Origin of the sequence: Amycolatopsis sp. NPDC051373 (assembly GCF_040689465.1) — a bacterium.
GTDB lineage: Bacteria > Actinomycetota > Actinomycetes > Mycobacteriales > Pseudonocardiaceae > Amycolatopsis.
This window is the reverse complement of the sequence record NZ_JBFBAE010000004.1, coordinates 405,206-418,173: the sequence shown is the minus strand read 5'-3', so window position 1 is coordinate 418,173 and position 12,968 is coordinate 405,206. Positions and strand designations below refer to the sequence as shown.

General features: G+C 71.0%; 11 protein-coding genes and 1 pseudogene. 3 read left to right on the top strand and 9 right to left on the bottom strand.

The window, feature by feature from the left end; translation table 11 throughout:
• Window positions 1-72: 72 nt before the first annotated feature.
• From AB0383_RS10370 to AB0383_RS10355, 4 genes and pseudogenes are all read right to left on the bottom strand, one after another.
• Window positions 73-441, bottom strand: coding sequence for a DoxX family protein (locus AB0383_RS10370; protein ID WP_220240630.1), 369 nt, complete (start codon window positions 439-441; stop codon window positions 73-75).
• A gap of 113 nt (window positions 442-554) precedes the next feature.
• The gene (locus AB0383_RS10365) at window positions 555-2,915 is read right to left on the bottom strand and encodes a glycoside hydrolase N-terminal domain-containing protein (RefSeq protein WP_364177778.1); all 2,361 of its coding nucleotides are present in this window, start codon (window positions 2,913-2,915) and stop codon (window positions 555-557) included.
• 289 nt (window positions 2,916-3,204) lie between these two features.
• A pseudogene (locus AB0383_RS10360) lies at window positions 3,205-3,797 on the bottom strand (lipase family protein); the annotation flags it as partial.
• A complete protein-coding gene (locus tag AB0383_RS10355; RefSeq protein ID WP_366186496.1) occupies window positions 3,737-4,036 on the bottom strand; it encodes a hypothetical protein in 300 nt (99 codons plus the stop codon). The gene AB0383_RS10355 and the pseudogene AB0383_RS10360, both read right to left, overlap by 61 nt.
• 107 nt (window positions 4,037-4,143) lie before the next feature.
• On the opposite strand from AB0383_RS10355, the gene AB0383_RS10350 reads away from it, so the two are divergent.
• Complete coding sequence (locus tag AB0383_RS10350) at window positions 4,144-4,809, top strand: TetR family transcriptional regulator (protein ID WP_366186494.1); 666 nt, start codon at window positions 4,144-4,146, stop codon at window positions 4,807-4,809.
• On the opposite strand, the gene AB0383_RS10345 is transcribed toward AB0383_RS10350, so the two are convergent.
• Window positions 4,751-5,527 carry an NAD(P)H-binding protein gene (locus AB0383_RS10345; RefSeq protein ID WP_364177789.1) on the bottom strand — a complete coding sequence of 259 codons (777 nt, stop codon included), beginning with the start codon at window positions 5,525-5,527 and terminating at the stop codon, window positions 4,751-4,753. The genes AB0383_RS10350 and AB0383_RS10345 overlap by 59 nt on opposite strands.
• Before the next feature lie 97 nt (window positions 5,528-5,624).
• Window positions 5,625-6,062: a helix-turn-helix domain-containing protein gene (locus AB0383_RS10340; protein WP_364177792.1), complete on the bottom strand. Its 438-nt coding sequence runs from the start codon at window positions 6,060-6,062 to the stop codon at window positions 5,625-5,627.
• Window positions 6,063-6,214: 152 nt separating this feature from the next.
• Here AB0383_RS10340 and AB0383_RS10335 point away from each other — a divergent pair, with 152 nt between their 5' ends.
• On the top strand, window positions 6,215-7,408 hold the full coding sequence (locus tag AB0383_RS10335; protein ID WP_366186492.1) for a thiolase family protein: 1,194 nt from the start codon (window positions 6,215-6,217) through the stop codon (window positions 7,406-7,408).
• A 182-nt stretch (window positions 7,409-7,590) separates the two neighbouring features.
• Window positions 7,591-8,901, top strand: coding sequence for a serine hydrolase domain-containing protein (locus tag AB0383_RS10330; protein ID WP_366186490.1), 1,311 nt, complete (start codon window positions 7,591-7,593; stop codon window positions 8,899-8,901).
• A 3-nt stretch (window positions 8,902-8,904) separates the two neighbouring features.
• On the opposite strand, the gene ligD is transcribed toward AB0383_RS10330, so the two are convergent.
• The 3 genes from ligD to AB0383_RS10315 all read right to left on the bottom strand — a co-directional run bounded on the left by ligD (window position 8,905) and on the right by AB0383_RS10315 (window position 12,948).
• Window positions 8,905-9,846, bottom strand: coding sequence for a non-homologous end-joining DNA ligase (ligD, locus tag AB0383_RS10325; RefSeq protein WP_220240621.1), 942 nt, complete (start codon window positions 9,844-9,846; stop codon window positions 8,905-8,907).
• Window positions 9,847-9,881: 35 nt separating this feature from the next.
• Window positions 9,882-11,336, bottom strand: a complete 1,455-nt coding sequence (locus AB0383_RS10320; protein ID WP_366186488.1) for a hypothetical protein — start codon at window positions 11,334-11,336, stop codon at window positions 9,882-9,884.
• A 76-nt stretch (window positions 11,337-11,412) separates the two neighbouring features.
• A complete protein-coding gene (locus AB0383_RS10315; RefSeq protein WP_366186486.1) occupies window positions 11,413-12,948 on the bottom strand; it encodes a hypothetical protein in 1,536 nt (511 codons plus the stop codon).
• Window positions 12,949-12,968 lie beyond the last annotated feature (20 nt).

Genomic DNA, 12,968 nt, shown 5'->3' with positions numbered 1-12,968 from the left:
CCTCGCCGCCCCAGCCTAAGCCAGCCGCGGCTCCGCGGACGGGTCGAGACCGACGCCCGGGTGAGGCCGCGCTCAGCCGGCGAAGCGGCCCACGGCGACGAAGACGGTCAGCACCAGCAGTACCACGTTGACCGGCACACCCTTCGGTTCCTTGCGCCGCGCGTGCACCACGATCGCGCCGAGGGCCACGATCGCCAGGCCCACCGCCGCGATCGGCGTCAGGACGGGCGCGATGTCCAGAGCCCACGGCAGGATCAGCCCGATCGCGCCGAGCACCTCCGCGAGCGCGATCAGCTTCACCGAGGTGTCCGAGAAGTCCTCGACCCAGCCCATGTTGGGGTTCTCGAGCAGCTTCTTCCGCGGCGTGGCGAGCTTCATTCCGCCCGCCCCCAAGTACAGCACTGCCGAAATCCCCGCCGCGATCCACAACGCGATGTTCATGCCCGCTCCGATCCATCCGACTCGTATAGTTGAACGCTACACTGTTCGAGGTCGAATCGACGGGGGCACGGGCGCCGGAAGGTACGGACGGGAACCTTCCGGCGCCGGTCCGGTCACCGCGGGGTGACGGTGATCGACTGTCCCGGGCGCAGCCGGATCTGCTGCTTCCAGGTACCGGCGCGCAGTTCGGTCTCGGTCCCGCCGACGCTGCGCACGACCGCCTTCGTGACCTTGCCGCGCCGCCATTCGAGGTCGACCTCGAACCCGCCGCGGGCGCCGATGCCGGTCACGTGCCCGGACCCCGCCCAGGCCGACGGCAGCGCGGGCAGGAGCTCGATCACGCCGGAGCGCGAGTACAGCAGCATTTCCAGCACCGCGGCCGGCCCGCCGAGATTCGCGTCGATCTGGAAGATCGTGTAGCTGCCCTGGCTGTACATGTCGAAGAAGTTGGCCGCCGTGCCGTTGCCGTTGTTGAACGAGGGCCGCAGCACCGTGAGGAAGAGCTGGTACGCGCGGTCGGCGTCCTTGAGCCGGGCCCAGCACGCCGAGCGCCATGCGCAGCCCCAGCCGAAGGTGTCCATCCCGCGGGCGATCAGCAGGTTGCGCACGCCGTCGATCAGTTCCTTCGACGCGGTGTCGGTGTTGATGCGGTCGCCGGGGAAGAACCCGATGAGTGGCGAGAGGTGCCGGTGGGTGGTCTCCCCCAGGTTCTCCGGCGAGAGCCACTCCTGCAGCCAGCCGGTGACCGGGCTGACGGTCGGCAGGTGCAGCCGGTCGCGCATCCCCGTGATCGTCTTGCCGTAGTCGCCGTCGCGCCCGAGAATCTGCGTCGCCTGCGTGAAGTGCCCGAACAGGTCGTGGACGAGCTCCTGGGAGTAGGTGTTGCCCTGTGCGTCCGGGCCGTGCTCGGGCGACCAGTCGGTGTCGCTGACCAGGTAGTCCTTGCCGTCGATGTTCTTCGTGACCAGGCGCGCCTCCCAGAATTCCGTCGCGCCCTTGAGCACCGGGTAGACCTTCGCGAGGTAGGCCTTGTCCTGGGTGAACTCGTAGTGGTCCCACAGGTTGTTGCACAGCCACGCGTTGCCCGCCGGGTGCCACGCCCAGCCGGAGCCGCCGTAGATGTTGGTGGAGAACGCGATCGCCCAGCCGGCGATCTTGCCGGTGCTGTTGCGGAACCGGTTGCGCGGGTCGTTGAACAGCCGCTTCGTCGTGTCGGTCCACGAGGGCAGTTGCGCGAGGCAGTAGTCCGCCAGCGCGGTGAAGCACTCCTTCAGGCCCGCGCGGTCGGCGAGCCAGTAGTTCATCTCCAGGTTGATGTCGGTGTGGTAGTCGCTGTACCAGTCGGGCGAGTTGTTGTTGAGCCACAGGCCCTGGAGGCTGATCGGGAGACCGCTGCGGGAGCCGGTGATCGTCAGGTAACGGCCGAACTGCACGTAGCTCGCCTCGAGCTCCGGGTCTGGCGTGCCCGGGTCGGTGTAGCGCACCGCGATGCGCGACCACGAGTCGAGCGTGCGCCGGTTGGCCGGCGACTGCCCGAGGTCGACCTTCATCCGGTCGAACAGCTTGCGGTAGTCCTGCACGTGGGTCGCGAGCAGCGCGGTGCCGGACGCGGCGGCCGCGGCGTTCACCTTGCCGACAGCCACGGAAGCCGGGTTCGCCCCGGCGTCGAGGTAGTGCCGCGCGGCGTCGGGAACGTAGTTCGTGCCACCGCAGACCACGATCACCACTTCGCTGCAGCCGGTGAAGGTCACCTCCGTACCCGAAACGGCGACGCGCCCACCCTTCGACGCGGCCGTGACGGCGCTGCTGTACTTCAGGCCGTTCGCGAAGGTGCCGCCGAGCGATACGGCGCCGCCGCCCGCCGTCGGCTTCTCGTCGCGAGTGCCTTCCAGCGTCACCGAACCGGTGTAGGAACCGCCGCCCTGCTGCGTCAGCCGGATCACCACGACGTCGTCGGGGTAGCTCGCGTAGACCTCGCGCCGGTAGGTCGCGCCACGCAGGCCGTAGGTCGCCGTGACGAGGCCGTTGCTGAGGTCCAGGGTTCGCCGGTAGCCGCTGACGCCGGTGTGGGCGGGCAACTTCAGCCGCACCTTGGCCAGGAGGCCGAAGCTGCCGAAGTCGTCCTTGCCGTAGGGCAGCTGGCCGTCGTCCTGCACCGTGTCGTTGAGCCCGCCGGTCCAGAGCGACGAGTCGGTGAAGTACACGTAGTCGGCTGCGGGGTCGCCACCGACGAGGCCACCGATCCGACCATTACCGATCGGCAACGCCTGCTCGATCACGTGCGACTCGACAGCCGGCGCCGGGTACCAGAGCGTGGTCGCGGCGTTGTCCGAGACGAGGTTGGCGGACGGCGGTCGCGCGGGCGACGCTTGCGCCTTGAACGGGCGAAACCCGCTCAAGGCGAAGCCCGCGCCGACGGCGCCACCGAGCTTGAGAAAGGTCCGACGGGAGGGCGGGGAGGAGAGGTCCGACATGACAGGTCCGTTCGTCGTCGAAGGCGGAATCCGGCCGTGAGCGAGGCCTGAAGCTCGCCAAACATAGGATGTCTGCCCGAACCTGGTCAAGATTCTTCGGAATTATTGCCCGCCAACGACGGAGGCGGATCGGTTTCCGGCGGAGCCGGATCAAACTCCTCGGAGGACTCGGGTGGCGGTCCCTCCACCGGCGGGGGGGCACCCGGACGCGCTCAGCAGGTGCTGGGTGGGGCTTGCCCGCCAGCCGGTCGGCGAGGTAGGCCAGCGCGCCGGGCGCGCCCTGCACCGCCACCGTCACGTGGTCGCCGATCGGGATCCGGCGGTACTGCACCGCAGCGCCCTGCGCGCAGTACGTGCGCACGAGCTTGTCCACCGGCGGCGAGAACGCAAGTTCGTCGAACACGCCCTGGTAGACGTAGACCGGCGAGCCGGGCTTGAAGCGCCCCATGGTGTTCTCGGCGATCACGCGTTTCACCGCGGGCACGTCGAGCAGCTGCGGCACGGTCGTGTAGTCCCGCATGCGCCGGAACGTCTGTCCGACCGTGAACTGCGCGATGCACTGTCCACCGACTTCGGCGAACGCCTGCTTACCGCGCGCGTTGAGCAGCGTGTCCGTGTCGATCCCGGGGTACGCGCGGGCCAGCCCGACGGCGGCGCCCACGTAGATCCCCGCGAACGGCCGCCGTCGATGCGGCGGGCGATGAAGTCGAGGTCCGCAGGCACGCCGCCGGCGGCGACCCCGGCGAACTTCAGCTCCGGCGCGTACCGCGGCTGCAGCTCGGTGGCCCACTCACTGGCGAGCGCACCACCCGAATAGCCGATCAGGCCCGTCGGCGTGCTCGGACCGGAGAGGTGTCGGTCGAGCGGTACTTCACCTGCCACGCGCGCACCGGCACGGGCAGGGTCAGCGCCCGGATGGTGACCGGGCGCGAGTCGAGCACGGTGCCCGGCGCGACTTCCGGGAACGGCGAGGGCTGGGCGTAGAACGGGTCGCTCGCGGGATTTCCGGGCGACGGCGCGGCGGTGGCGGACGGCGCGGCCGTGAAGACCGTCGCGGCCATCGCGGTGACGACGGCGAGGGTGGAGAGCTTTCGGCGGATGTCGACGCTGACGGTGGGCACGGAACCTCTGACTCAATACCAACCGGTATCGAGTCAGAGGCTTACCAGATGACTTGGATCACAGTCAACGAAAAAACGTCCAGGTGGGGAGCTGTAGTCTCCGGCTCATGGCCCCTTCGCGGACCCCGCGCCGTCGCCCGAGCCGCGCCGAGACCCGACGCAAGATCATCGACGCCGCGGGCGAGGTGTTCGCCCGGCAGGGCATCGCGGCCACGTCGCTCAACGACATCGCCGCGGCGGCCGGCCTCACCAAGGGTGCGGTCTACTCGAACTTCGAGGGCCGCGACGACCTCGTGCTCACCATCATGGAAGAGCACATCGTCGAGCGCATGCGTTCGGCCACCACGGCGTTCGACGAGCTGAGCGATCTCGGCGAGGCCACCGCGGAGGCGGGCGCGCGACTGGCCGCGGGTGTCGACACGGACGCGACGTGGCACCGGCTTCTACTGGAGTACTGGGGAATCGCGATGCGCAACCCCGCCGTCCACAAGGGACTCGCGTTGCGCCGGGCACAGCTGCGCGACGCCATCACCGCGGCCATCACGCGGGCCGCGGCCCAGCACGGCGTCAAGCTTCCGCTGCCGCCGGAGCAGCTCGCCGTGGTGGTGCTGGCGCTGTCCAACGGGCTCGCGGTGGAGCGCGGCGTCGAAGCGTCGGCGGTGCCGGACTCGCTCTTCGCCGACGTGTTGAAGCTGCTGGTCACGCCGCGCGCAGTCAGTGGTAGCGCAGAGCCACCGGATTCGGCTGCTCCGCCAGGTACTGCCGGAAGGTGATCACCCCGTCGGCGTGGCCAGACGCGAGGTTGCCACCCTCGGCGTACGCGCGGAACAACGCGCCGGGCAGCCGTACCGGCAGCACGCGCTTGGTCCGGCCACTCGCCGCGAGCACCGCCTTCGCCAGGTCCGCCGCCGCCAGCACCTCCGGCCCGCCGAAGTCCGGCACCCGGCCCGCGGGCTCCGCCTTGGCGAGCTCGGCCAGGCGCACCGCGAGGTCGCGCACATCGACGGGCTGGAACCGCCACCGCGGCACCGGGACGACGGGCAGCCGGGCCGCGCCCGCGAGCACGGCGCGCACGAGCGCGTGGAACTGCGTCGCGCGCTGGATCGTGTGCGGCAGCCCGGAACTCGCGAGCACCTCCTCCGCGGCGAGTTTCGCCGCGTAGTAGCCGAGCGGCACGCGGTCGACGCCGACGATGGACACGTACACGACGTGCGGCGGGTTGCCCGTCCAGCGCGCGGCCTCGACGAGCGTGCGCATCGTGGCGACCTCGTGCCGGTAGTCGGTGGCGCAGTGCAGAACGACGTCGCAGCCCGCCAGCGCGGTGTCGATCCCGCGCCCGGAGCGCAGGTCCCCGACGACCCATTCGGCGCCGCCTCCGCCGCGGCGCCGGCGGCTCAGCGCGCGCACCTGCTCCCCCGCCGCCCTCAGGCGTTCGACGACCACCCTGCCGAGCTGACCGGTCCCGCCGGTCACCAGGATCCGTTCCGGCACGCCGCCCCTTCCCGGCACCACCGCCCGGCCGGACGGCTTCCGCGGCCATCCTGGCACGCGCCCGCCCGGCCCGGAAGCCGTGTGGTTCACCGGAAGATCAGCGCACCGCGCCCACGCGGACCGCGTGCAGGCCTTTCGACGCGATCGGCTCGCCGCAATCTGCGCACACGCTCTTCACGTGCAGCTTTTCACCGCAGTCGTGCTCGTACACAGTCGGCGGCGGGCCCTGGCGGATGAACCGGTCGCCCCACTGCATCAGGCCGAGCAGCACCGGCTGGAGCGCCTTCGCGGACTCCGTCGGCAGGTACTCGAAGCGCGGCGGGTGGTCCTCGTACTGGCGCTTCTCGAGCACGCCGGCGTCGACCAGCTTGCGCAGCCGCGCCGCCAGGATGTCGCGGCTGGCCCCGGTGTTCTCCGCGATCTGGTTGAACCGCCGCTCGCCCAGCAGGACCTCCCGGAGCGCGAGCAGACTCCACCGCTCGCCGACCACCTCCAGTGCGTCCGCGATCGAGCACTCCCGGCCTCGCGTTGCCATCCGTCCCACCTCCGTTACACCCCAGCAGGAATTTCCAACCTAGCACGTCACCAGGAGGGTGTGAGGTGGCCGACAGCCTTCGCCGAGTGAGTTGTGTTATCAAACCCATAAGGCGTACAACGGGATCAAGCGGCTATGCGAGGAGGCAGGTCATGAGGGACGCGGTCATCGTCGACGCGGTTCGGACACCGATCGGCAAGGGCAAGCCCACGGGGAAGCTGGCGGGGGTCCACCCGGTCGACCTGCACGCGCACGCCATCCGGTCGCTGGTCGAACGCACCGGCATCGACCCCGCGCTGGTCGACGACGTGATCAGCGGCGCGGTCGGGCAGATCGGCGAGCAGAGCATGAACACCGCGCGCTGGGCCGCGCTCGCCGCAGGGCTGCCGGAGTCGGTGCCCGCCGTGACTGTCGACCGCCAGTGCGGCAGCAGCCAGCAGGCCATCCACTTCGCCGCGCAGGGTGTACTGAGCGGCGCGTACGACATCGCCATCGCCTCCGGCATCGAGTCCATGGGCCGCGTGCCGATGGGCAGCCAGATGGCCGGCAAGGACCCGTTCGGCGCCGGTGTCGCGGCCCGCTATCCCGAAGGCCTCGTGCCACAGGGCATCAGCGCGGAGCTCATCGCCGCCAAGTGGGGCTTCTCGCGCGAGCAGCTCGACGCGTACTCCGCCGAGAGCCACCGCCGCGCGGCCCAGGCCTGGGCCGACGGCAAGTTCGCCGGCGAGGTCGCCGCACTCAAGGCGCCGGGCCCCGACGGCACGCTCGTCGACGTGACCACCGACGAGTCGGTGCGCCCGGGCACCACGCCCGAGGTCCTCGCGGGCCTCAAGCCGGCGTTCAAGGCCGACCTGTGGTCCGAGCGCTTCCCGCAGATCGACTGGCGCGTGACGGCGGGCAACTCCTCGCCGATCAACGACGGCGCGTCCGCGGTGCTCATCACCAGCAGCGACACGGCGAAGAAGCTCGGCCTCAAGCCGAGGGCGCGCCTGCACTCGTTCTCGGTGGTCGGCGACGACCCGCTCTACATGCTCACCGGCGTGATCCCGGCGACCCGCAAGGTGCTCGACCGCGCGGGCCTGAAGCTGTCGGACATCGACGCGTTCGAGGTCAACGAAGCGTTCGCCAGCGTCGTGCTGGCGTGGCAGGCGGAGCTCGGCGCGGACCTGAACAAGGTCAACGTCAACGGCGGCGCCATCTCGATCGGCCATCCGCTCGGTGCCAGCGGCGGGCGCCTGATGACGACGCTGCTGTCGGTACTCGAGCAGACCGGCGGCCGCTACGGCCTGCAAACCATGTGCGAAGCCGGCGGCCTGGCCAACGCGACGATCATCGAACGGCTGTAAATTTTTGGCCCCGACTCCGTCGGGGCGGGCGAGATCGCCTTTGAGCCGGCTTCCCGATTGTGCGGTCGGATCGGCCGGGGGCCGATCGCACCGCACAATCGGGAAGCCGGCGCGATCTCGCGGGTAGGGTCGGCGGAGTGTGCTCGCCCAGTCCGTCCCGGAACGGCCGCTAGGTTGGCGGGGTGGGGTGGAACCTGGGCGAGCTCATCACGAAGTACGACGTGCCGGGCGCGCAGGTGGCGGTGCTGGCCGGCGGAAAGATCAGGGACGAGGCCGCGGGCGTGCTGAGCCTGCGCACGGGAGTCGAGGCCACGACGGACTCGGTGTTCAAGATCGGCTCGATCACCAAGATCTGGACCGCGACCCTGGTCCGGCAACTGGTGAACGAGGGCGTGCTGGATCTCGACCATCCCGTTCGCGAGTACGTGCCCGGTTTCCGACTGAGCGACCCGGTCGCCACCGCGTCGCTGACCGCCCGCCACCTGCTCACCCACACCGGCGGCCTCGACGGCAACCACTACGTCGATGCCGGTCGCAACGACGACGCCATCGAGAAGTTCGTCGCCGCTCTGGCCGACGCGGACCAGCTCCTCCCGCCGGGCGCCCTCTTCTCCTACTCCAACAGCGGGTACGCGCTGCTCGGCCGGCTCGTGGAAGTGTTGCGCGGCAAGCCCTTCCACGCCGCATTGCGCGATCACCTCGTGACACCGCTGGGCCTGCAGACCGTCGCCACCGACCCGTACGAGGCGATCCTGCACCGCGCCGCGGTCGGCCACGTCGAGGCCGGCGGACAGCTCTTGCCCACCCCGTCGTGGGCGGTCCGCTACCACTGCGTGCCCAGCGGCTCGCACCTCGCGATGAGTGCCCGCGACCTGCTGGAGTTCGTCCGCCTGCACCTCACCGACGAGACGCTCGCGGCCCTGCGCGAACCCCAGCTCGAGTCCGTCCCGGACTTCGGTGGCGGCATCCTCGGCTGGGGGCTCGGCTGGATGCTCTACCAGGACGGCGTGCTCGGCCACACCGGCGTCTCCAAAGGACAGAAGGCGTTCCTGCGCGTCGTCCCCTCGGCCGGCGTCGCGGTGGCGGTGCTGACCAACAGCGCGGGCAGTGAGCCACTGGCGCACGAGATCTTCAGCGCGGTGCTCGGGGAGCTCGCCGGCGTCGGGACGGCACCGCTTTCCGTGCCGCCCGCGAACCCCGCTCCGATCGACGCGGACCGCATGTGCGGCACGTACCGCACCACGCTGTACGACATCGCCCTCACCGCCGAGAACGGCCGCTCGTCCCTCACCTACCGCCCCCGAAACGAGCGCGCCGCGACCCTCCTCGGCAAGCGCGAGAACCGCGTCGAGGTCGTCCGCCTCGGCGACAGCACGATCATCACGCTCGAGCCGAAGTTCGACGGCCACCAGGTCCTGTCCCTGGTCGGCTCGGACCAGCACGGCCGCGCCCGCTTCCTGCACAACGGAGCTGCCGCCTCCCGGATTGCCTGATCATCAAGAGTCGTCGGCTTCCAACCCGTCGCGATCGGCCCATTCGAGCAGGGGCTCCAGTGAGAACACCGCGTCGTCGATGCCCGCGTGGAGGTCGCCCAGCTCGGCGAAGCGCGCGGGCACTGTGGCGATGGTGCACTCGCGCGGCTCGACGTCGTCGACCTCGTCCCAGCGGATGGGCGTCGACACGGTGCCCTCCGGCACGCCGCGCACGGAGTACGCGCTGGCGATCGTGTGATCACGCGCGTTCTGGTTGTAGTCCACGAATAGCTTCTTCGGATCGCGGTCTTTGCGCCACCACGTGGTCGTCACCTCGTCTGGCGCGCGCCGCTCCACTTCGCGCGCGAAGGCCAGCGCCGCGCGGCGCACGTCGGCGAAGCCCCAGCGGGGTTCGATGCGCACGTAGACGTGCAGCCCGCTCCCGCCGGAGGTTTTCGGCCAGCCGACGGCGCCGAGCTCGTCCAGCACCTCGTGGACGACGTGCGCGACGCTGCGGACCGTGTCGAAGGGACAGTCGGGCATCGGGTCGAGGTCGATCCGCCACTCGTCAGGCTTTTCCGTGTCCGCGCGACGCGAGTTCCACGGGTGGAACTCCACAGTGGACATCTGCACTGCCCACGCGACGTGCGCCGCCTCCGTCACGCACAGCTCGTCGGCGTAGCGGCCGTAGCGAGGGAAGTGCACCCGCACGGTCTCCAGCCACGGCGGCGCGCCGTTCGGCACGCGCTTCTGGTGCACCTTCTCCCCCGCGACGCCTGAAGGGAACCGGTGCAGCATGCACGGACGCTCCCGCAGGGCGCGCACGATGCCCTCGCCGACCGAGAGGTAGTAGTTCACCAGGTCCAGCTTCGTCTCGCCCCGGGCCGGGAAGTACACCCGGTCCGGGTTGGAGATGCGCACCATGCGGTCCCCGACCGCGACCTCCACCGCCGAGTCTTTCGCCATGCCGTGACGGTAACCGCTGCGGGGCGCGGGCGCGATCAGATCCGCACGAGCCGCACCCAGCCGTTGCCCGTCGCCGGTGAGGACAGGTGCCACGTGTCCGGCCCGGAGATCGGCGTCCAGCTCCAGTCGAGGTGGTAGTCCACGGGCCGGGGCCGGCGGGCGCGGTCGAGCCAGTGGTAGTCCAGCCGCAGCAGGAATCCGCCGACCGGTCCCGCCGCCGCGATGCGCTGCGCCACCAGCGGGACGACGCGGCCCTGGTCGGCGAACGTGTCGACCATCGCGCACTCGCAGAAGTACGCGAGGGTGCCGATCTCGGGCGGGGCCGCCACCGTCGCGTCGCCGACCAGCGCGCCGATTTCCCGGCCGACACGGGCGTAGTCCGCCGCCGTGGCCCAGTTGCCGAAGATCGGCGGCGCCGTCCAGGGCACCCCGCGGTGCACGTCGAGGTATCCGGCCGGCAGCACCGCGAGCGCCAACGCCAGGATCGCCACGGCCACCCGGAACGCGCCGCCGCGGGCCAGCCACCCGGCTGCGACCACGAACACGACCGTGAGCGCGACGATCGGCGCCACGTAGTACCACTGGTAGGGCGGCACGCCGAGCAGCGAGTACGCACCGTAGTACGCCAGCCCTCCCACACCCAGCACGCCCACCGGTCCGAACCGGGCGGCCTGTTCCCGGCGCACCACGAGCCACCCCAGCCAGCCGAGCAGCGCCACCAGCCCGGTGGCAGCCGGCGCGAACGCCACCAGCGTCGCCTTCCAGCGCTTCGGGTCGAGGTAGTACTCCGGCCCGTTGCCGTAGGTGTACTCGCCGAACGCGCCCTGCGTCGTCTTGATCAGGAAGGTGTCGGGGATCGCCGAGCCGAGTGCGAGCCAGCTGAAGACGAACCACGGCAGGCACACCGCGAGCGCCACGCCCACCACGGGCAGCAGCCGGCCCCGCAGCGCCCCGACCCCCAGCGCGAACAGCACCACGAAGACCACCAGATCCAGCCGCACCAGCACCGCGAGCCCGGCCACCACGCCGAACCCGATCGCCCGGCCTTCCAGCGCGTACGCCGTGAGCAGGACCAGCGCCGCCGAAATCAGGTGCACCTCCAGCCCGGTCGCCGACAAAACGAACGGGTTGACCAGGATCGCCGCCGTCCCCGCCACAGCCGTGAAAAACGGCAGCCGCAGCGCCCGGGTGATGCGCGCGAACCCCCAGCCCACGGCCGTCATCTCCGCCACGAACACGAGTCCCGCGCCGACCACCGGGTGGACCTGGCCGCCCGCGACCCGCGTGAGCGTGCCGCCGAGCGCGAGCAACAGGACGTTCAGCGGCGAAGTCGCCGAGTTCGCCGTCTCGGCCTCGACCAGTCCCCAGTGGAAATGCTCGGCGAGGTTACGCGCGTACCCGAGCGTGATGAACGAATCGTCGATCAGGCTTCCCTTGACGCCGAGGAACACCACGGCGGAGACCACGGCCACCGTGGCCGGCCACAGCACTGCCCGGCCACGGCCTCGTCTCGCGGGCTCCCCCGGCTCGGCCGGGAGACGCGCGGGAGCCACGGCCCGGCCCACGTCAGGTCCCGTCGCCGCGCACGAGGTAGAGCACCTGCTCGCCGGCCCACGGCGACGCGATCCGCCACTTTGCCAGCACGTTCGCCGGTGCGGCCGCGCCGACCGGGGTCGGGACCAGCGCGTACTCGGGCTTCACGGCCACCGCTCCGTAGTCGAAGTAGCGGAAGTTGAGGTCGACGAGCTTGCGGCCGAACGACCCCATCGTCGCCTCGCGCTGCGCGATCGCCGGGCCGACCGCGCCGCGGTCGTCGAACAGGTCCACGATCGAGCAGCCGCAGCTGTACGCGAGCACACCGATCTCGCCGCCACTGCGCACCGTGCCGGTACCGACGAGCCGGCCCAGCTCCGGCCCGATTCGCTCGTACTGGGTGGTGGTGGTGTGGTTGGACATGATCGGCGCGAACGGCCGCGGCAGCCCACCCCAGGCGTAGAACGCCGCGCTCACGATCACGAGCCCGACCGCCGCCAGCACGGCGGGCGCCCCGGCCGCCCAGCGGGCCACCGCCGGTGCGCACCCGGCCACGGCGGCGACCGCTGCGGCGAAGAAGAGCGTGGTCACGGCGATGCTCGGCGCGTAGTACCAGTGATAAGGCGGTACGTGCAGCCGCGAGTACGCCAGGTAGTGCACGACCCCAGCGGGCACCAGCGCCGCGAACGGCAGCAGCGTCCTCGCCGCGGGGCCGCGCCGCACCAGCGTGAGGAGCCACACCGCGAAAGCCACCGCGCCCAGCGCCGCCGGGAGGAACGAAAGCCACGTCGCCCCAGGGAAAACGCTCTCGTACAGCGCCGGGCCGTTCGAGAACCCGTAGGCGCCCCAGGACTTCTGCAGCGTTTTGATGATCAGCGTGTCCGGCACCGCGGAACCGAGCACGAACCAGCTGACCACGAACCACGGCAGCGCGACGACCACCGCCGCCAGCACCGACTTGCCGAGCCCGGCCCAGAACCGCGCCCGCAGGAGGACCACCACGATCGCGATCAGCACCAGGTCCACCCGGATGAGCACGAGCACGCCGGTGGCCACGCCGACGAGCACCGGCCGCCGCTCGGCCGAGAACACCAGCAGGCACACCACCGCCGCCACGCCGAACTCGACCTCGAGCCCGATCGACGAGATCAGCAGCGGGTTCACGGTGAGCAGCGCGACGGCCAGCGGCGAGAACCACCGCGGCAGGCCCGCGCGGTCACCCAGGCGGGCCAGGCCGCCGGCGATCACGACCTGGCACAGCACGTATAGGATCGCCGCGGCCGGCACGGCGTCGCGCACCACCAGCGTCAGCCCGGCCAGCACCAGCACGCTCAAGGGCGAGGTCGCCGTGTTCGACGTGCCCAGCTCGATCAGGCCCCAGTGCCCGTGGAACGCGAGGTTGCGGGCGTAGGAGAGCGTGATGAAGGTGTCGTCGATCAGGTGGTTGCGGAACAACGCGAACGCGCCGGCCGAGAGCACGGCGACCACGAGCGCGAGCACGCCGTGGCGGCGTGGTGCCGGTCCGGCGTCCTCGACGTCGCCGGGTGCGGTGGTGCTGGTCGATGCCACGCGGACTCCTCGTCGGGAGG

What these genes read in the sequence shown, in the direction of transcription:
- AB0383_RS10365 (WP_364177778.1), bottom strand. Translation starts at nt 2,915, where the DNA reads ATGTCGGACCTCTCCTCCCCGCCCTCCCGTCGGACCTTTCTCAAGCTC.
- AB0383_RS10370 (WP_220240630.1), bottom strand. Translation starts at nt 441, where the DNA reads ATGAACATCGCGTTGTGGATCGCGGCGGGGATTTCGGCAGTGCTGTAC.
- AB0383_RS10350 (WP_366186494.1), top strand. Translation starts at nt 4,144, where the DNA reads ATGGCCCCTTCGCGGACCCCGCGCCGTCGCCCGAGCCGCGCCGAGACC.
- AB0383_RS10340 (WP_364177792.1), bottom strand. Translation starts at nt 6,062, where the DNA reads ATGGCAACGCGAGGCCGGGAGTGCTCGATCGCGGACGCACTGGAGGTG.
- AB0383_RS10335 (WP_366186492.1), top strand. Translation starts at nt 6,215, where the DNA reads ATGAGGGACGCGGTCATCGTCGACGCGGTTCGGACACCGATCGGCAAG.
- ligD (WP_220240621.1), bottom strand. Translation starts at nt 9,846, where the DNA reads ATGGCGAAAGACTCGGCGGTGGAGGTCGCGGTCGGGGACCGCATGGTG.